This window comes from Sporosarcina sp. Marseille-Q4063 (assembly GCF_018309085.1).
GTDB lineage: Bacteria > Bacillota > Bacilli > Bacillales_A > Planococcaceae > Sporosarcina.
Window position 1 is genome coordinate 1780130 of the sequence record NZ_CP070502.1, and the last position, 20723, is coordinate 1800852.

At 43.3% G+C, this 20723-nt stretch carries 13 protein-coding genes, 3 rRNA genes and 3 riboswitches; all 16 genes read right to left on the reverse strand.

The window, feature by feature from the left end; genetic code table 11:
• A complete protein-coding gene (purF, locus tag JSQ81_RS09165; RefSeq protein WP_212607319.1) occupies positions 1-1425 on the reverse strand; it encodes an amidophosphoribosyltransferase in 1425 nt (474 codons plus the stop codon).
• The gene (gene purL / locus JSQ81_RS09170) at positions 1401-3629 is read right to left on the reverse strand and encodes a phosphoribosylformylglycinamidine synthase subunit PurL (RefSeq protein ID WP_212607320.1); all 2229 of its coding nucleotides are present in this window, start codon (positions 3627-3629) and stop codon (positions 1401-1403) included. Before purL ends, purF begins: the two co-directional genes overlap by 25 nt.
• The gene (purQ, locus tag JSQ81_RS09175; RefSeq protein ID WP_212607321.1) at positions 3613-4299 is read right to left on the reverse strand and encodes a phosphoribosylformylglycinamidine synthase subunit PurQ; all 687 of its coding nucleotides are present in this window, start codon (positions 4297-4299) and stop codon (positions 3613-3615) included. The genes purL and purQ overlap by 17 nt, the downstream gene beginning before the upstream one ends.
• 5 nt (positions 4300-4304) lie before the next feature.
• Positions 4305-4550 (reverse strand): phosphoribosylformylglycinamidine synthase subunit PurS, encoded by a 246-nt coding sequence (gene purS / locus JSQ81_RS09180; protein ID WP_210471474.1) that lies wholly within the window; start codon positions 4548-4550, stop codon positions 4305-4307.
• A gap of 72 nt (positions 4551-4622) precedes the next feature.
• Entirely contained in the window at positions 4623-5744 is a 1122-nt protein-coding gene (gene purK / locus JSQ81_RS09185) for a 5-(carboxyamino)imidazole ribonucleotide synthase (protein ID WP_212607322.1), read from the reverse strand.
• Positions 5741-6229, reverse strand: coding sequence for a 5-(carboxyamino)imidazole ribonucleotide mutase (gene purE / locus JSQ81_RS09190; protein ID WP_212607323.1), 489 nt, complete (start codon positions 6227-6229; stop codon positions 5741-5743). Before purE ends, purK begins: the two co-directional genes overlap by 4 nt.
• A gap of 160 nt (positions 6230-6389) precedes the next feature.
• Positions 6390-6489: riboswitch (purine riboswitch) on the reverse strand.
• A gap of 78 nt (positions 6490-6567) precedes the next feature.
• Positions 6568-6753: an NETI motif-containing protein gene (locus tag JSQ81_RS09195; protein WP_212607324.1), complete on the reverse strand. Its 186-nt coding sequence runs from the start codon at positions 6751-6753 to the stop codon at positions 6568-6570.
• A complete protein-coding gene (locus JSQ81_RS09200; RefSeq protein WP_371812543.1) occupies positions 6750-7271 on the reverse strand; it encodes a DUF2179 domain-containing protein in 522 nt (173 codons plus the stop codon). The genes JSQ81_RS09195 and JSQ81_RS09200 overlap by 4 nt, the downstream gene beginning before the upstream one ends.
• A gap of 250 nt (positions 7272-7521) precedes the next feature.
• Positions 7522-7637: ribosomal RNA gene (gene rrf / locus JSQ81_RS09205) — 5S ribosomal RNA — on the reverse strand.
• An 80-nt stretch (positions 7638-7717) separates the two neighbouring features.
• Positions 7718-10673 (reverse strand): 23S ribosomal RNA (locus JSQ81_RS09210).
• A 352-nt stretch (positions 10674-11025) separates the two neighbouring features.
• Positions 11026-12579, reverse strand: a 16S ribosomal RNA gene (locus tag JSQ81_RS09215).
• Together the 16S, 23S and 5S rRNA genes form the textbook arrangement of a ribosomal RNA operon.
• 444 nt (positions 12580-13023) lie before the next feature.
• On the reverse strand, positions 13024-14355 hold the full coding sequence (locus JSQ81_RS09220) for an NCS2 family permease (protein WP_212607326.1): 1332 nt from the start codon (positions 14353-14355) through the stop codon (positions 13024-13026).
• A gap of 98 nt (positions 14356-14453) precedes the next feature.
• Positions 14454-14555, reverse strand: a riboswitch (purine riboswitch).
• Positions 14552-16105 (reverse strand): glutamine-hydrolyzing GMP synthase, encoded by a 1554-nt coding sequence (guaA, locus tag JSQ81_RS09225; RefSeq protein ID WP_212607327.1) that lies wholly within the window; start codon positions 16103-16105, stop codon positions 14552-14554. Its footprint overlaps the riboswitch before it by 4 nt.
• Positions 16106-16214: 109 nt before the next feature.
• Positions 16215-16303, reverse strand: a riboswitch (purine riboswitch).
• Between the two features lie 20 nt (positions 16304-16323).
• Positions 16324-18525, reverse strand: coding sequence for a DUF4129 domain-containing transglutaminase family protein (locus tag JSQ81_RS09230; protein ID WP_212607328.1), 2202 nt, complete (start codon positions 18523-18525; stop codon positions 16324-16326).
• Positions 18522-19736: a DUF58 domain-containing protein gene (locus tag JSQ81_RS09235; protein ID WP_212607329.1), complete on the reverse strand. Its 1215-nt coding sequence runs from the start codon at positions 19734-19736 to the stop codon at positions 18522-18524. Before JSQ81_RS09235 ends, JSQ81_RS09230 begins: the two co-directional genes overlap by 4 nt.
• Positions 19733-20683: an AAA family ATPase gene (locus JSQ81_RS09240; protein ID WP_256437733.1), complete on the reverse strand. Its 951-nt coding sequence runs from the start codon at positions 20681-20683 to the stop codon at positions 19733-19735. The genes JSQ81_RS09235 and JSQ81_RS09240 overlap by 4 nt, the downstream gene beginning before the upstream one ends.
• Positions 20684-20723: the final 40 nt, after the last annotated feature.

The following is a 20723-nucleotide window of genomic DNA, read 5'->3' on the forward strand; positions in this document are numbered from 1 at the left end:
CTATCTGCTAATTTCTTTTTCGTGCGGCATAACTGTATCTGCATAAATCTCCGTCGGATACTCGCCAGTAAAGCACGCGAGACATTGTCCGCAGTTTTTCGTTTTATCAGGTCGTCCAATTGATTCCAACATGCCTTCCGGCGATAAAAATGTCAGTGAATCCGCTTCAATTAATTCGCGAACTTCTTCAACTGAACGATTTGTCGCGATCAATTCAGAATCCGTGCTAATATCAACGCCGTAAAAACATGGACTGACTAACGGTGGCGACGCGATGACAACATGCACTTCTGTCGCACCCGCTTCTTTCAACATTTTCACAATCCGCCTAGACGTAGTACCGCGAACAATTGAATCATCCACCATGACGACTCGTTTACCATTAACAACTTGACGCACGGGAGATAATTTCATTTTGACGCCTTGCTCACGTAATTCCTGCGAAGGTTGGATGAATGTTCTCCCTACATAACGGCTTTTAATAAGACCTAGCTCATACGGAATTCCACTTTCCTCTGAAAAACCGATAGCAGCTGAAATACTTGAATCCGGCACTCCAGTAACAACATCCGCTTCAATCTGCACTTCACGCGCAAGCCTCTTGCCGCAACGCTTCCGAGCCGAGTGGATATTAATTCCGTCGATATCCGAGTCAGGTCGTGCAAAATATACATATTCCATCGAGCACATTGCAGAATCTGCAGCTGGTGCAAACCGTTCCGAATGAAGACCTTGGTCATTAATAATGATTAATTCGCCAGGTTCGACCGACCGAACGCTTTCTGCACCGATAATATCAAATGCACATGTTTCCGATGCAACAACCCACGCATCGCCCATTTTTCCCAAGGATAACGGACGAAGACCATTTGGATCCTGCGCAATCAGCAAACCATCTTCCGTCAAAATGACAAACGCAAAAGCGCCTTTTAACATCGACAATGCTTTTTTCACACGGTCGCGCTGTCTCGGCGTACCATTACTTCTTTTGATTAAATGCGCAAGCACTTCAGTATCCGAATTCGTCTGAAAAATACTGCCTTGTCGCTCAAGATGCTCCCGAAGTTCTGCCGCATTTACGAGGTTACCGTTATGTGCGACCGAGAGGCTTCCCGTCGTTGAACGAAACACAAGCGGCTGAACATTTTCAATTCCACGACCATTCTCTGACGAATAACGCACTTGTCCAATTGCAGCGTTTCCAGTTAAATCATGGATTTCATCACCAGAAAACACTTCATTGACAAGGCCTTCACCTTTATGAACATGAAGCCCTTTACTATCCTTCGTAACAATACCAGCGCCTTCTTGACCGCGGTGTTGCAATGCGTGCAGACCATAATAACTGATCTGCGCCGCATCCTCATGACCCCAAATTCCAAACACGCCGCACTCTTCGTTTAAGCCTCTGAGTTCAGCAAGCATTGTATTGCCCCTCTCCAAGCAGAACGGAACTCTTCAACCGTCCCGTCAATTAATACCGTATCTTCTCCGTTAATAACAATTCGATCCGTATCAGTAACGACACCAACTTGCACCGCATCTTTTACTGCTGCTTCAAACGCTTCAGCATTTTCTTTCTTAACCGAAACAAGGAAACGCGACTGTGATTCGCTGAATAAAGCAGTGACAGCCGACCCAGAAATAGTGACATCAGCACCGAGTCCTTCATCTCCAAACGCTTTTTCACAAAGCGCAACCGCAAATCCACCTTCTGACAAGTCAGTTGCTGATTCAACAAGATTATTTTGAATTGCTTTTAAAAGCTCTTGTTGTCTAGAAGCTTCTACGTCTAAATCAATAGATGGAGCTTGTCCAGAAATCTTGCCCTCTTGCATTTGTTGTAGCTCACTGCCGCCAAAATCAAGCGCAGTTTCACCAATTAAATAAATTACATCATCAGCGTTTTTAAATTCCGTTGTCGTAACGTGAGCTAAATCATGTACCAACCCAACCATACCGATTGTAGGCGTCGGATAAATTGCTACACCGTTCACTTCATTCGACATCGAAACGTTACCGCTAATAACTGGCGCGTTTAACTTGATACACGCATCTGAAATTCCAGCCGCCGATTTCTCAAACTGCCAGAACACTTCAGGCTTATCGGGATTTCCAAAGTTCAAGCAATCCGTAATCGCAATCGGTTCAGCGCCAGAACAAATAATATTTCTTGCCGCTTCCGCAACTGCAATTTTTCCGCCTGTTTCAGGATCCAGATATACATAACGCGAGTTGCAATCAGAAGTCATCGCCAACCCTTTGTTCGTACCATCCACACGGATTACACCCGCAGATGAACCCGGCGCGACAACTGTGTTTCGGCGAACATGCGTATCGAATTGGTTATAAACCCATTCTTTCGAAGCAATCGTTGGACGTTGTAAAAGCGCTTTTAAGGTTTCGCTTAAATCGTCAACAACCGGTTCTGACATTTCCATCGCTTGGAATTCTTTAAAGTAATCTGGTTCTGCTGATTCTTTATAATAAACCGGAGCATCTTCAGCGAGTGCATCTGCTGATACTTCCGCAACTACTTCACCTTTATGGAGTAGACGGAGCATTTTATCATCCGTTACTTTTCCGATTGAAACTGCTTCAACACCATATTTAGCAAATAGGTCCGTTACTTCTTGTTCACGGCCTTTTTTCACGACAATCAACATACGTTCTTGAGATTCTGATAGCATCATTTCATATGCTGTCATGCCTTCTTCACGCTGTGGTACAAGATCCAAGTTCATCTCAACACCGTATCCAGCACTTGATGCCATTTCGGCAGAAGCAGAAGAAAGTCCAGCTGCACCCATATCTTGTATTCCGATTAACGCATCTGATTTTACAAGTTCAAGACATGCGTCCATCACAAGTTTTTCAAGAAATGGATCGCCAGCTTGCATTACTGGTAGCTCTCCGTCTTCCTCAACCGTTAATTCAGATGAAGACATCGTAGCCCCGTGTATTCCGTCGCGACCTGTTTTAGCGCCAGCATACATAACGGTATTGCCAACACCCGCGGCAACACCTTTTTGAATATCTTCATGATTAAGTAACCCAACTGCCATCGCATTGACAAGTGGACGTTTCGAATAGCAATTATCGAATTGCACTTCCCCTGCAATCGTTGGAATTCCGATTCCGTTCCCGTAACTAGCAATACCTGCAACTGCCTCTTTAAATAAGAAGCGGTCACGTTCCTCTGTCAAATCCCCGAGACGAAGCGAGTTCACGAGCGCTACAGGGCGTGCACCCATTGAAAACACATCGCGAAGAACCCCGCCAGCACCCGTCGCTGCACCGATAAACGGTTCAATTGCGGATGGTGAGTTATGGGATTCCATTTTGAAAACTGCTGCTTGGTTATCGCCAATGTCAACAATCCCCGCACCTTCACCTGGCCCCTGAAGAACTCGTTCGCCACTAGTCGGGAACTTCTTTAGAATCGGTTTCGAGCTTTTATATGAACAGTGTTCGGACCAAAGAGCCGAAAATAAACCTGTTTCTGTATAGTTCGGTAGGCGACCCATGCTTTTTACTGCAAGGTCGAATTCTTCATCAGTCATTCCCATTTGACGATACAATTTTTCATCTTGAATTTGCTCTGCGCTTGGTTCATGATTGGCTGACATTGTTTTCATTCCACCTTTTCAAAATTGACTTGAATAGAGGCAATCCATCGGTACCACCGATAATCTCTTCGATTGCACGCTCGGGCAACGGCAAGATTCCTAGCACGTTTCCATGTTCATTCAAAACACCTGCGATTTTAGCAGTACTGCCATTATCGTTTTCATCTTTATATGTAAATACGATTTGTCCGTTTTCATTTAACTCAGCTAATGTATTTTCATCCACGTAATAATTTCCGTATGCTTGCGCAAATGGAATTGTAATTTCTTGAGCTTCTTCATATTCAGAAGTAAAGATGGAGTCCGCATTTTCAACTCTTAATTTTGCATTGCCTGTTTTAAATAGCAATTCTTTATTTTGGAGAAAAGCACCCGGCAACAGATGTAATTCCGTTAAGATTTGAAAACCATTCCCAACACCCAATACAGGTTTCCCAGATTCGACAAATGAAAGCAAGCTTTCCACTGCAGGTGATCCTTTTGCAAGTGCGCCCGGTCGTAGATAATCCCCATAAGATGATCCGCTCGGAATGATTACCGCATCAAAGTTTTCTAACTCCGCCTCTGTATGCCAAACGTACTCAGCTTTTTCAACAAGCACTTCATTAATCGCGTGGTGCATGTCAACATCGCAACTTGAACCAGGAAAAACAAGAATAGCAAATTTCATTGGATTCAAGCCTCCTCGATTTCATAACGGTAATCTTCAATAACTTTATTGATAAGTAACTTGTCGCACATCTCTTTCACACGCGCATCTATATCCGTTGTTGTCTCATCAATCTTAAGTTCAATTAATTTCCCGATTCGAACACTTTCTACTTCAGCAAAGCCCATATTTTTTAGCGCATCTGTTGTAGCAATACCTTGTGGATCAACAACACTTTCACGAAGTGTTACATATACATTTACTTTTGTCATGTTAGTTCCTCCTGAATGAAGTTTCATTTACTTCAATTAATGAATGCTGTGTGAATTGAAATATTTCTTTGTTTAATCAGACCAAATTCCTGTCGATTCAATTTCATTTAGCGTCGATTCAATGCTGTCCGTCATTATTGTAATATGCCCCATTTTACGTTGCAATTTCGCTTCTGCTTTTCCATATAAATGGATTGACCAATCGGGATACTTTGGAACAGCTTGTTCTAAAGGTTCGACATGCTCTCCAAGTACATTCACCATAATGCACGGTTCCCAAAGCTTGGGCTTTCGAAGCGGCCAACCACAAATCGCTCGAATATGCTGGTGAAACTGTGAAATATTACAAGCTTCTATCGAATAATGTCCCGAATTATGCGGACGTGGCGCTAGTTCATTAATGACGATATCGCCATCACTAAGTACGAACATTTCTACTGCAAGCGTACCCACAAGCTCTAAATGATTGGCGATTTTAGTGGCTGCTTTTTCAGCTTTCACCAAAACCTCATCATCTACCCGCGCCGGTACAATTGATTCGTGCAGGATATGGTTTTTATGAATATTTTCAGCAATTGGCAAGCAGTAAGATTCACCAGCAGCATTGCGCTGAATAATAACAGAGATTTCTTTTTCAAAAGGAACAAATGCTTCTGCTATACAAGGTGAATTTTTAAATAAAGGCTCTGCTTCGCTTAAATCGTCCATTGAATCCAATTTAACTTGTCCTTTACCGTCATAGCCACCGAAGGCAGTTTTAACAATACACGGAAAACCTACATCACCAATTTTATTTTCGAGTTCTTCAAAAGTTTGAGCCGTAATATAGTTGGCAACTGGCGCACCTGATTCAGTTATTTCCGCTTTTTCGTTCATGCGATTTTGTGTGATTCGAACAAGTTCAGCACCTTGCGGAACATATGCCGTGTCACATAATTTTTTCAAGCCTTCATAATCGATATTCTCAAACTCATACGTAATCACATCGCTTACTTGTGCAAGCTCTTTTAATGCAGCTTCATCATCATATGGCGCAACTATTCGAATATCCGCGATTTGTCCACAAGGAGAATCCTCGGTTGGATCCAGCACCGCAATTTTGAATCCGGCCTCTTTTGCGGCTAATCCCATCATGCGACCAAGCTGTCCTCCGCCTATAATCCCGATGACTTTCCCCGGTAAAATTGTCTTCAAACCAAATCACCACTGCTTTCTAGTGCCATTTCTTTCATTTTTAATCGACGTTCATCTATTCGTTTCATTAACTCTTTATCCGTTATCCCAAGCATTTGAGCGGCGAGTATACCAGCATTTGTTGCGCCTGCCTTACCAATGGAAACCGTCGCAACTGGGACTCCACCCGGCATTTGAACGATTGAAAGCAATGAATCCATGCCATTAAGAGCCCTGGACTGAATTGGAACCCCAATTACCGGCAATAAAGTTTTAGAAGCAACCATACCCGGTAAATGAGCTGCTCCGCCGGCACCTGCGATGATTACCGCTAATCCGCGTTTTTCGGCTTGATCAGCATATTCAAACATGTAATCAGGCGTTCTGTGCGCTGAAACAACTTTCTTCTCATAAGAAACATCAAGCTCATCCAAAACTTCACACGCATGTCTCATTGTTTCCCAATCACTTTTACTTCCCATAATAACTCCAATTTTCGGCGCCACAATAATTCCGCTCCTTTAAGATAAAAGTTCACTAAATCAAAAAAACCTCGAATAAACTACTTTCCACTGAACATGAAAAGCAGATCATTCGAGGATATATAATATGCGTTAAGATGACTGTGCTCATTCCTAAGGACACACACCTTTCGCTACCATTTCCTAAAAAGTCGCTTTCCCGCATAGTCCAGACATTAAGGTGTCACGGTAGAAACACTGAAGCCAATCCTTCAGTTTATATGGGGATTCTGAATTACATTACTTATTTTATCAATAAACATGCCATTCGTCAACGTGAAAACGAACATTTAAGCGACATCAAAATTTATCGTTCGTCTTTTTCATATCAAAGTTCCTTTAAACTTGATAAGCTGACGGATTGGGACAATTTCTCCATTAATATCTGAAAAAATAGGTTCTTCTTTTTTCCCGACTACTTGATAGCCTTCTCTTTCCATTCTTTTAAAACACTCATCAATTGTTTCGTTTTCAGCTACCTCAAACCACATCGTTTTCTTTTTTCTCATTTAAACAAATTACCTCGCCTAATTGATTTCACCCAAAAACCGCCATGAATTGCTTTAGGTTCATAAGAAATAATAAATGCCTTTGGATCTAATTCCTTAATAGCCGTATAAAGTTTGAGTTCATATTTTCGCGGAGTCAGTATTTGAAGCGCAGATCGATTGCCTTCCAGACCATTCGCTGACCAGTCAGTTACACCATACCCTTGGTCTCTTAGTAATTTAGGTAGTAGCATATCTACGTCTTTCGTGATTACATTTACGGTTATATAGCCTAAAGCCATTTTCTCTTCTATTTTCGTACCAATTATAACCCCGCAACCATAACCAACTGCGTAGGCAACTAAATTTTGAACTTCATTCAAATTATCAAGTACCAAACCAAGTCCAACCACATAGACAACTACCTCAATCATACTAACACCAGCCGCAATATACCTATACCCTTTTAACGTTAATATCATACGAACCGTAAAAAATGTTACATAAACAATATTAATAGCAAAAATAATTAAAACCATTTGCAACATGACCACACCTTTCTGGAAATAAACCAAATCCGATTTACTGAAACAAAAAATGAAAAACAGAAAAACCACTACCCAATTGGTAATGGCTTTTCAATGCCCCGGTACTTCTGTGAGGGGTTTTTTCGAGAACCCTCAACTACGATTGACATTAAACAGCCATTGGGTTTTCTTATTCCAAAAAATAAATATGTATACAGATAAACAAAAAAAGCCACTACCATGTGGTAATGACTCTTTAGGTGCCTAGCAACGTCCTACTCTTGCAGGGGGAAGCCCCCAACTACCATCGGCGCTGAAGAGCTTAACTTCCGTGTTCGGTATGGGAACGGGTGTGACCTCTTCGCCATCGTCACCAGACTTGAGCTTATTCGCTCAAAACCGGATAAAACGAATAATCTTTTCACAAATCAGGGTCAATCAAACCCTTTTAACTTGGATAGGTTAAGTCCTCGATCAATTAGTATCCGTCAGCTACGTACGTCGCCGCACTTACACCCCGGACCTATCAACCTCATCTTCTCTGAGGGATCTTACTTACTTGCGTAATGGGAAATCTCATCTTGAAGGGGGCTTCATGCTTAGATGCTTTCAGCATTTATCCCGTCCACACGTAGCTACCCAGCGATGCCTTTGGCAAGACAACTGGTACACCAGCGGTGTGTCCATCCCGGTCCTCTCGTACTAAGGACAGCTCTTCTCAAATTTCCTGCGCCCGCGACGGATAGGGACCGAACTGTCTCACGACGTTCTGAACCCAGCTCGCGTACCGCTTTAATGGGCGAACAGCCCAACCCTTGGGACCGACTACAGCCCCAGGATGCGATGAGCCGACATCGAGGTGCCAAACCTTCCCGTCGATGTGGACTCTTGGGGAAGATAAGCCTGTTATCCCCGGGGTAGCTTTTATCCGTTGAGCGATGGCCCTTCCATGCGGAACCACCGGATCACTAAGCCCGTCTTTCGACCCTGCTCGACTTGTAGGTCTCGCAGTTAAGCTCCCTTATGCCTTTGCACTCTACGAATGATGTCCAACCATTCTGAGGGAACCTTTGGGCGCCTCCGTTACTCTTTAGGAGGCGACCGCCCCAGTCAAACTGCCCGCCTGACACTGTCTCCTGCCCCGATAAGGGGCATGGGTTAGAATTCCAATACAGTCAGGGTAGTATCCCACCAACGCCTCCTCCGAAGCTGGCGCTCCGGAATCTCAGGCTCCTACCTATCCTGTACAGACTGCATCAGAATTCAATATCAGGTTGCAGTAAAGCTCCACGGGGTCTTTCCGTCCTGTCGCGGGTAACCTGCATCTTCACAGGTACTATAATTTCACCGAGTCTCTCGTTGAGACAGTGCCCAAATCGTTACGCCTTTCGTGCGGGTCGGAACTTACCCGACAAGGAATTTCGCTACCTTAGGACCGTTATAGTTACGGCCGCCGTTTACTGGGGCTTCAATTGGAAGCTTCGCTTGCGCTAACCTCTCCTCTTAACCTTCCAGCACCGGGCAGGCGTCAGCCCCTATACTTCACCTTGCGGTTTTGCAGAGACCTATGTTTTTGCTAAACAGTCGCTTGGGCCTATTCACTGCGGCTCTCTCAGGCTTTAACACCTTACCAGAGCACCCCTTCTCCCGAAGTTACGGGGTCATTTTGCCGAGTTCCTTAACGAGAGTTCTCTCGATCACCTTAGGATTCTCTCCTCGCCTACCTGTGTCGGTTTGCGGTACGGGCACCTCCCGCCTCACTAGAGGCTTTTCTTGGCAGCGTGAAATCAGGGACTCCGGGGATAATTCCCCTTGCTATCACAGCTCAATGTTATAGAAACGGGATTTTCCTCGTTTCACACCTTACTGCTTAGACGCGCATAACCAACAGCGCGCTCACCCTATCCTACTGCGTCCCCCCATTGTTCAAACGGCGGGGAGGTGGTACAGGAATATCAACCTGTTGTCCATCGTCTACGCCTTTCGGCCTCGACTTAGGTCCCGACTAACCCTGAGCGGACGAGCCTTCCTCAGGAAACCTTAGGCATTCGGTGGAAGGGATTCTCACCCTTCTTTCGCTACTCATACCGGCATTCTCACTTCTAGGCGCTCCACCAGTCCTTACGGTCTGACTTCAACGCCCCTAGAACGCTCTCCTACCACTGACACCAAAGGTGTCAATCCACAGTTTCGGTAATCCGTTTAGCCCCGGTACATTTTCGGCGCGGCGCCACTCGACCAGTGAGCTATTACGCACTCTTTAAATGGTGGCTGCTTCTAAGCCAACATCCTGGTTGTCTGGGCAACGCCACATCCTTTTCCACTTAACGGATATTTGGGGACCTTAACTGGTGGTCTGGGTTGTTTCCCTCTCGACTACGAATCTTATCACCCGCAGTCTGACTCCCAAACATAAATCTTCGGCATTCGGAGTTTGTCTGAATTCGGTAACCCGGGATGGGCCCCTAGTCCAAACAGTGCTCTACCTCCGAGATTCTAACGTTTGAGGCTAGCCCTAAAGCTATTTCGGAGAGAACCAGCTATCTCCAGGTTCGATTGGAATTTCACCGCTACCCACACCTCATCCCCGCATTTTTCAACATACGTGGGTTCGGGCCTCCAGTAAGTGTTACCTTACCTTCACCCTGGACATGGGTAGATCACCTGGTTTCGGGTCTACGACCCCATACTAAATCGCCCTATTCAGACTCGCTTTCGCTGCGGCTCCGCATTCACTGCTTAACCTTGCATGGAATCAGTAACTCGCCGGTTCATTCTACAAAAGGCACGCCATCACTCGTGATCAATTCCGAAGAAAAGATCAACGGAGCTCTGACTACTTGTAGGCACACGGTTTCAGGATCTATTTCACTCCCCTTCCGGGGTGCTTTTCACCTTTCCCTCACGGTACTGGTTCACTATCGGTCACTAGGAAGTATTTAGCCTTGGGAGATGGTCCTCCCGGATTCCAACGGAATTTCACGTGTTCCGTCGTACTCAGGATACACTCTGGAGAGAATGAACTTTCGACTACGGGGCTTTTACCCACTACGGCGGACCTTTCCAGGTCGCTTCGTCTAATTCATTCCTTTGTAACTCCGTATAGAGTGTCCTACAACCCCAGGAAGCAAGCTTCCTGGTTTGGGCTATTCCCGTTTCGCTCGCCGCTACTCAGGGAATCGATTTTTCTTTCTCTTCCTCCGGATACTTAGATGTTTCAGTTCTCCGGGTTTGCCTCAAGTACGCTATGTATTCACGTACATGTACTACCCCATTACGGGCAGTGGGTTTCCCCATTCGGAAATCTCTGGATCAAAGCTTACTTACAGCTCCCCAGAGCATATCGGTGTTAGTGCCGTCCTTCTTAGGCTCCTAGTGCCAAGGCATCCGCCGTGCGCCCTTTCTAACTTAACCTAAAATATTCATCAGTTTTCATTGCATTTGAATGCTCTGGTCACTGTTAAATACTTTTCTTGAACACGACTAGACAGCGATGTAAAGTCAATGTTCATTAAAAAGGTATTGCATTGTCAATTACAAATGTAATCGACTCGATTGATTACTTGATTTGTTACTCTTAATATTGTTTTATCCAGTTTTCAAAGAACAAGTTTTGAAAGTTCATAATTTATCAAGTGAAAAACACTTAATAAACTTAATGAGCCTTCAAAACTGAACGCAAAACGTCAAGTTGCAGATATAATCTGCATTCCGAATGTTGAAAGGTCAAACACGAAGTGTTTTCGCTCTCGAACATAATCCTTAGAAAGGAGGTGATCCAGCCGCACCTTCCGATACGGCTACCTTGTTACGACTTCACCCCAATCATCTGTCCCACCTTCGGCGGCTGGCTCCCAAAAGGGTTACCTCACCGACTTCGGGTGTTACAAACTCTCGTGGTGTGACGGGCGGTGTGTACAAGACCCGGGAACGTATTCACCGTGGCATGCTGATCCACGATTACTAGCGATTCCGGCTTCATGCAGGCGAGTTGCAGCCTGCAATCCGAACTGGGAACGGTTTTATGGGATTAGCTCCCCCTCGCGGGTTGGCAACCCTCTGTACCGTCCATTGTAGCACGTGTGTAGCCCAGGTCATAAGGGGCATGATGATTTGACGTCATCCCCACCTTCCTCCGGTTTATCACCGGCAGTCACCTTAGAGTGCCCAACTGAATGCTGGCAACTAAGGTTAAGGGTTGCGCTCGTTGCGGGACTTAACCCAACATCTCACGACACGAGCTGACGACAACCATGCACCACCTGTCACCGCTGTCCCCGAAGGGAAAGGCATATCTCTATGCCGGGCAGCGGGATGTCAAGACCTGGTAAGGTTCTTCGCGTAGCTTCGAATTAAACCACATGCTCCACCGCTTGTGCGGGTCCCCGTCAATTCCTTTGAGTTTCAGCCTTGCGGCCGTACTCCCCAGGCGGAGTGCTTAATGCGTTTGCTCCAGCACTAAGGGGCGGAAACCCCCTAACACTTAGCACTCATCGTTTACGGCGTGGACTACCAGGGTATCTAATCCTGTTTGCTCCCCACGCTTTCGCGCCTCAGCGTCAGTTACAGACCAGAAAGCCGCCTTCGCCACTGGTGTTCCTCCACATCTCTACGCATTTCACCGCTACACGTGGAATTCCGCTTTCCTCTTCTGTACTCAAGCCTTTCAGTTTCCAATGACCTTCCACGGTTGAGCCGTGGGCTTTCACATCAGACTTAAAAGGCCGCCTGCGCGCGCTTTACGCCCAATAATTCCGGACAACGCTTGCCACCTACGTATTACCGCGGCTGCTGGCACGTAGTTAGCCGTGGCTTTCTAATGAGGTACCGTCAAGGTACGGGCAGTTACTCCCGTACTTGTTCTTCCCTCACAACAGAGTTTTACGATCCGAAAACCTTCTTCACTCACGCGGCATTGCTCCATCAGACTTTCGTCCATTGTGGAAGATTCCCTACTGCTGCCTCCCGTAGGAGTCTGGGCCGTGTCTCAGTCCCAGTGTGGCCGATCACCCTCTCAGGTCGGCTACGCATCGTCGCCTTGGTAGGCCGTTATCCCACCAACTAGCTAATGCGCCGCGGGCCCATCCTGCAGTGACAGCGTGAGCCGTCTTTCAGAGTTTGTTCATGCGAACAAACTGATTATTCGGTATTAGCCCCGGTTTCCCGGAGTTATCCCCATCTGCAGGGCAGGTTGCCCACGTGTTACTCACCCATCCGCCGCTAACAAAGAAGAAACAAGTTTCTTCCCTGTTCGCTCGACTTGCATGTATTAGGCATGCCGCCAGCGTTCGTCCTGAGCCAGGATCAAACTCTCCATAATAGAGAAACTTGAATAGCTCGAGTTTCATTTTGCTGACTTCGAATCCGTAGATTCGTTTTTGTTCCGATTTAACGAAACGTTATATCTTGACGTTTTGCTGTTCAGTTTTCAAGGTTCATTTAATTATTGTTCGCCGTCTTTCTTTGACGGTCTATACATCATAGCAAATCTCTCGACATAAGTCAACACTTCTCGTCAATTAAATTTAAAGTGTTTTATTAAATTCAATGTGTTGTCTTGTGGCGAAATCTAAATATAACCCACTTTAATAATAAAGTCAACATAAAGTTTTAGTTTTATACCACAAGATGAAACTGTCGCTGTTTTAAATCTACCGCTTTGGTTAATCCCTAACTCATTATAACCGTTTCACTGTTGAATATAAGGAAATCAAAAAAAGGTTCCCTCATATATATACGAGAGAACCTTTCTTAATTTAAGACTTTATTTTATAAATAGGAAGTAAAGTACAAAGATAACCCACAGACCATACATTATTGGATGTATTTCTTTTCTATTACCACTGACAATCATTGTAATTGGATAGAAGATGAATCCAATTGCAATTCCTGTTGCAATACTATAACTAAGTGGCATAGCAATAATCGTAAGAAATGCTGGTACTGCGATTTCAAAACGATTCCATTCAATATTACCAAGACTTGAAACCATCAGGACCCCTACGATGATTAATGCTGGTGCTGTCACTTCAGATGTAATGACAAGCAATAAGGGAGAAAAGAAAAGCGCTAAGAGAAATAATATGCCCGTTACAACTGAAGCAAATCCAGTTCGAGCACCAGCCGCAACTCCCGCAGATGATTCAATATAAGATGTTGTTGTCGATGTTCCGAAAACAGCACCGGTTACCGTTGCGAGTGAATCGGAAATTAGCGCTCTTCCTGCACGGGGTAATTTATCTTCCTTCATTAAACCTGCTTGATTGGCAACTGCAACAAGCGTACCCGCTGTGTCAAAGAAGTCTACAAAGAGGAATGTAATAACTACGATTAAAAATTGAGTTGTAAGTAATGATGTTGGATCTTGGAAAATCGCTTCGAATGCTGCACCGAATGTAGGAGCAACACTTGGGATTTTGTCGACTACTTTAGTCGGCACCTCAATCAGTTTGACAAACATACCTAGTATCGTCGTAAGGATCATCCCATAAAAAATTGCGCCTTTTATTTTGCGAACCATCATGATCACCGTGATTACTAGTCCGAAAATCGCGAGTAATGTCGGTCCACTTGAAAGATCCCCGAGAGTTACTAGCGTATTAGGATCTGCAACAATGATTTTTGCGTTTTGGAATCCAAGGAATGTGATAAAGAGTCCTATACCAGCACCGACTGCATATTTAAGTTGAGCTGGAATAGCATTGATAACAATTTCACGTAATCCTGACAAAGATAAAACAATGAAGATTAATCCTGAAAATAAAACACCTGTTAATGCTGTTTGCCAAGGAATACCCATTCCCAATACGACTGAGAATGCAAAGAAAGCGTTAAGTCCCATTCCCGGAGCGAGTCCAATGGGATACCTTGCGATCACACCCATCATAATGGATCCAACCGCTGCAGCAAGTGCAGTTGCAACGAATACCGCTCCCTTGTTCATGCGCATTGCTTCCGGAACATCGATGCCGTCCAAAGATAGCATAAGTGGATTTACAATCAGAATATATGCCATGGCCAGGAATGTTGTCACGCCACCAATAATCTCATTGCGGTAGTTCGAACCTAGTTTATCAAACTCAAAATACTTCTTCATAGAAGACCATCCATTCTAAAATTTAGATTTTCAAACAAAAAGAAGCATGCGAACATTTAGCCGCATGCCTCCAGAATACAAATCTAAAAGACAGAGATATCTCCGTCGTGATAGATCGTAGTCAGAACATTTGAGGTGTTCCGGTAGAAACGTCCGAGCCATATTCTCGGATATATACGACGCTTTTATTCAATTATCATTCCCACTCGATTGTTGAAGGTGGCTTGCTCGTTATGTCAAAAAGGACGCGGTTAATCTTAGGGACCTCTGTAGTAATACGAGCACTTATTTTTTCAAGAACATCCCACGGGATTTTCGCCCAGTCAGATGTCACGCCGTCAACGGACGTTACCGCACGAATTCCGATTGCATAGTCATACGTTCTTTGTTTGTTTGTAATTCCAACACTTTGGATATTCGGTAAAACCGTGAAATACTGCCAAATGTCTCGTTCAAGACCAGCTTTTTTAACTTCATCTCGTAAGATTGCATCTGATTCACGAACCATTTCTAGCTTTTCTTCCGTAATTTCACCAAGAACACGAATACCTAGACCAGGACCCGGGAACGGTTGACGCCAAACAATTTCTTCCGGCAAGCCTAGCTCTAGTCCAAGCGCGCGTACTTCATCCTTGAATAGTGCCGCTAATGGTTCGATTAATTCGAATTCCATTTCTTCAGGAAGTCCACCGACGTTATGATGTGATTTTATCGTTTGCGCCGTTAAAGTTCCGCTTTCAAGAATATCCGTATAAAGCGTTCCCTGAGCTAAAAAGTCTATGCCATCAAGTTTAGCTGCTTCATCGTCAAACACATAAATAAATTCATTGCCGATAATCTTACGTTTTTGTTCCGGATCAGAAACACCTTCTAATTTACTCAAAAAGCGCTCTTGTGCATCTATTTTAATGAAATTCATATTGAACTTGTCAGCGAATGTATCGACGACACTATCCGCCTCGCCTTTACGAAGTAAACCGTGGTCTACGAACATGCAAGTAAGTTGATCTCCAATCGCGCGGTGAATTAAAGCCGCAACTACTGAAGAGTCCACGCCGCCGCTTAGTGCAAGAAGAACTTTCTTGTCTCCGACTGTTGAACGGATTTTCCCCACTTCAATTTCAATGAAGTTCTCCATCGTCCACTTTGTTTTCACTTCGCAAAGATCAAAGATGAAATGTTTCAGCAAGTCGAGTCCGTGTTCAGATTTCGGCGACTCTGGATGGAATTGCAGCCCGTAAATTTGACGTTCTTCATTCCCTATTGCCGCAATTTCACCATTGTTCGTTGTAGCAATCGTTTTAAATCCTTCTGGGGATGTCGTAATACGATTTCCATTACTTAACCAAACCGATTGCGTTTTTACTTGTCCCATAAAAAGACTCGATGATGTATCCAGTTCCACTTGTTCTTCGCTGTAAGTGCGTTCATTTATTGTTTCAGTATTGCCGCCAAATTGTTTAAGAATTAACTGCGTTCCATAACAAATTCCCAGGATTGGAATGCCTGCTGCAAAGATCTCCGAATCAATAGGGTACGCGTCTAAATCAGTAACGGATTTAGGGCCACCTGATAAAATAATTCCGACTGCATTCATGTTCTTCAGTTCATCCGCGGTAATTGTATGCGGATGAAGCTCGCTGTACATACCAAGTTGACGTATTGAACGCGTCAAAAGCTGATTGTATGAACTGCCATAATCCAGAATTACAATTTTCTCTTGCTCAATTAATAAAGGAGTAGTTGACAATTTTTCCACCTCTTCTTCATTTTGCTAAGATTGCCCTAAATAGTAAAAGACGCGACAATCTGATTAACTGCGCGTCTCACCCTTCATAATTAACGAAACAGCTCCAAAAACAGAACTATTCCGCAACCATAGTCAAGTTATTTCCGGTAACTTGGTAGAAACATCGAGGCATTTATAAGCAGTTCTTTATTCAATTCTACTGCTAAAAACACATAAAATCAATCGGAAGTCCTATTGATTAAATCTTCCCACAGTTCCTGTAAGCGTTGCCAGTCGTGTTCTGTTCTATTTTCTCCATAAATTCCTTTTTCATAAGCAGTCGTCAACCTTTGCATAGTATCTCCTCCAAAGTACGCATCGACTTGAATTGCATACTTCAATAAGGTTTCCCCATTCTTACGCTTGAATCCAAATCGGTTAAGTTGTTTCAATAAACTACCATACCGTTTTGAATATTTCGCCCAGTCGTTCTTGCCAAACCTGTAATATCGAACGAGTAATTTAGGGAACCATTTCCTTCTTCTTCTATAGAGAAGTGACCCAAAAAACGTCACTATGCTTAATACGGCTAGCAATATCCACTTCTTGTCCATTATCCATTTTTTAATGGAATCAAATGTTTTATTGAAATCAAAAGAACTTTTCTTATCCTCTTTTTTGGGTTTCGATTTTTCTTCAAGTTTTTTACGTTCGGGTTCTGGCATTTCAGGAACCTCAGGATCATCTAGTTGTAGTTCTGTATCGTACTCGATGCTTGATGCCCCGCCAAAACCGATTGTCGGCTCAAATGGCATCCAACCAATACCAGGCATAAAAGCTTCAACCCAAGAATGCGCCTCGTTATTCGTTATTTTATAAACGCTTTCCTTATTTTCATTACGGCCCAGTTCACCCGGAGCGAACCCCTTCACCCACCTCGCTGGAATTCCGATTGTACGGAGCATCACAACCATTGATGTGGAGTAATTATCACAATATCCGCTCTTTGTTTCGAACAAGAACTGATCAACGTAATCTTCGTCTTCGGCTGGAACCGCAACGTTTTTTTGATCATAGACAAATCCATTTCTACCAAAATAGCGTTCGATCGCCTTCGCTTTATCGTACACATTTTCGCTAGAATCAGTAATTGTCTCAGCAAGTTCTCCTATTCGTTCGGGCAACTCATTCGGAAGCTGCAAGTAATCTGAGAAGTCCTCACCTAAAGAATTTACTTCATCCATAGTTGTTTCCCGCAATGCTTTCAAACTGAAATCATGCTCGATATATTCGATCTCATACGAGTCGAGCGAAACGGGCTCGTCTCCTATCGTTGTGCGATATTGATCTAACGTTTCTAATTTCATAAACTGAACGTCTTCATCCGTTTCTACATTAATCATGCCATATGGATACACTATAAACGGAAATCGTTTCAACATGTTCAATTGCGCAAGTTTCGATTCACCGCTAATTATGCCTTCACCTTCCGCATAAGCCCCCATTCCCATATTAGAAGTATAGGTGATTACATTACTCTCACTGGGCTGTTCCCATCCTTTTGAAGTGTACGTATTTTTCGTTTCAATTTTCCAGTATTGCTTTTTAGGAACTGAAGCTTCAAAAATCAAAGTATTATCTTGAATAAATGGCCCGCCAAGCCTGGAGTCATCGGGATCATAGCCAGTTTTAGAAATCCCTTCCCCATTGCCGCCTTCACCTGTACCGTCAACTACCGATGTCAAGAACGGAACCGGATCAGCCCATACCGGTTCTAGTTTTGGCAACGTTAAGATGAAAATCCCGCTTATAACAAGTATCAATAATAAAGGAATAGAAATGCTCGCTAATTTATGTGAAGAGATTGATAGATTATGCTTTTCTGCAAGTTTGGGAATCGTTAATAAGCCAAGGAGCAATAGGCCGGTTATCATAATGATTAGTATGGAACCTTTTGCGGAATAAGCAGTGAACGTATCAATAATGGCAATAAAGATAATCGTCATACTGTAAAAAAGAAAAATACTTTTTCTCGATTCAATCCAATGGCGGATTAAGTAAGTCGTCATCCATAAAAGAATAAAAAATAGCATCGTTCGAAATGGATTTGATATTTCGGACCAATTACCAACTAATATGACCGCGAAATTGGAGTTGAAATCTTCTAGAAGTAGTTTTGATGTTTCCTTGGTTAAAAGGATTCCATCAAAAAACATAAAATGAATGGCCCAGATGATATAAAGAATTTTTATGAACGCAGCAAGCCACCATTTCACAGTCATCAGTGCCAAGAAAAATGCGATGCCAATAAAGATTAAAAATAAAGAAATTTGTCCAGTTTGCGTAAGCTCCATTACAGGAAGAAGCCATTCTCTCAACATGACAATCGCCAATAAATATAAGATTGCCAGAAACCATTTATCAAGACGCATTTCACTCATGCATGAATCACCCCTTTAAATGCCGTAGGGAATTGTTCTTTAGTAAGCGTATGGACAGAAATTCCTTTGGACTTTGCTAAACGAATATCTTCCGCAAGCATATTTTTCACCGGTGCATCTTTTTTCACCACAGTAAAACAAGTGATTGATCGAGCATTTGTCACATTTCCAATCACCGATTCCAAAAACGCCCAATCCGGATGCGCAGTAATTAATATGACACTTCCGCTTTGGCTAAATTCATTTCTATAATCGTTAGACATGAAGGCTGTACTTTCATCTGAAGGTTTGATTTTCGCTAAGTGGATAAGCACTTTTCTAAACTGCTCTTCCGATTGAATATATGGAAAAGTAGCAGACTCTGTACCTGTCGTTAAAAAGCCAATTCCAGCTTGATCGTTCGTCGCTTCTTTCAAAATAGAAGCCGCAAGTTCGACTTGTTCTTCAAATGTTTCGGATGGACGGCCATCAAATATGACCAGCAAATCTTGAGAACGACGGTCTTCGAATTCTTTGGTCATTAAAGTCTGCGTCCGCGCAAATGATTTCCAATGAATCCACGACACCCGGTCTCCCGATTGGTAATCGCGTACACCTGTTGCCATAGTGGTATCTTTCACAACATTATAAGGAGAAATCATCGAACCTAAATCATATTGCGTATCAATCGGTACATAGTGAATATCTGTCATTTTCGGATACACCAAAACTGTATTTTTCAGCGGAATGAAATGCTTTTTTCGAATCCAGCCAAAAAAATCCGAAACCTCGATTTCCACGCCTTCCAATACATGTTCTCCTCGTGGCATTCTTTCTATCTCGTACTGCCATTCTTCTTTCTTTTGAAAACCGAAAACAAAAAGTTTATTCATAGCACCTTTAGTAACTAATAATATTTCCTCATCACTCCACTTTTCTGAAATCACTGTGTAAAGTAAAGGAAAAGGAAAATCCCTTTTCACCGTTAAACTTACAACCAACTTACCGCCATTTTCAACACTCGGGGTTCGAATAATACGTTCGGCCGTGACTGTCCGAAGCGGATATAAAAACAAGAAAAGAGAATAAAGTATAAATGGCAATATGGCGTAAAAAATCGCCCAACTGACATATCCGCCTTGAAACATTGCGAAAACGAAGGCAGACACAAGAATGAACAAGACAAAAACAAGTCGCCCCCATATTGAAAGTAACTTCCGAAATCGTTTCATTTAACCGAAACCTTATCAAAAGGCACACTGACTTTCGCTAGTATCCGCTCTACAATTTCATCAGCCTCAATGCCTTCATACTTGGCTTCTGGTTTCAAAATCATTCTGTGACCAAACACAAAAGGCGCTAAATATTGAACGTCATCCGGTGTCACGTACATTCTTCCGACCAGTAACGCATACGCTTGGCAAGCTTTCATGAGAGAAAGTGATCCACGCGGGCTTACCCCGAGATAAACGAATGGATTGTTTCTCGTTTCATTTGCACAGGTTACGATGTAGGATTTTACAGCATCGCTTACAACTACGTCTTTGACAGCATGCTGTAGGTTTATGAGGTCATCTAGAGTGATAACCGTTTCTAAATTGTTAATCGGAATTTCTTGTTCAGCCCTCCGCAAAACTTCTATTTCTTCAAGCGGTGTTGGATATCCCATTTTCAATCTAAATAAAAACCGATCTAATTGAGCTTCTGGCAACGGATATGTTCCTTCATATTCAATTGGATTTTGCGTAGCCATGACGAAAAATGGTTGCGGAATGCGCATTGTTTCACCGTCAATCGTTACGGAAGACTCTTCCATGCCCTCGAGTAATGCCGACTGGGTTTTCGGGGACGTTCGATTGATTTCATCCGCAAGAATAATATTCCCCATGATTGGACCCGGTCTAAATTCAAACTCCATTTCTTTCGGGTTATAAATAGAGACGCCCAATACGTCTGAAGGCAAAAGATCTGGCGTAAATTGAATTCGTTTAAAATCTGCGCCGATCGATTTTGCCAATGCCTTTACCATCATCGTTTTACCCACGCCTGGTACATCTTCTAATAAGACATGTCCGCCCGCTAAAAGCGCGGTCATGCTAAGTTCTGCGATATCTCGTTTACCAATCATAACTTTTTCAATATTATTTAAGACTTTTCCAATCAATTCTTTTTGCAATATGGTTCCCCCCAATGAATCAATATATAGCAAATTATTTGAA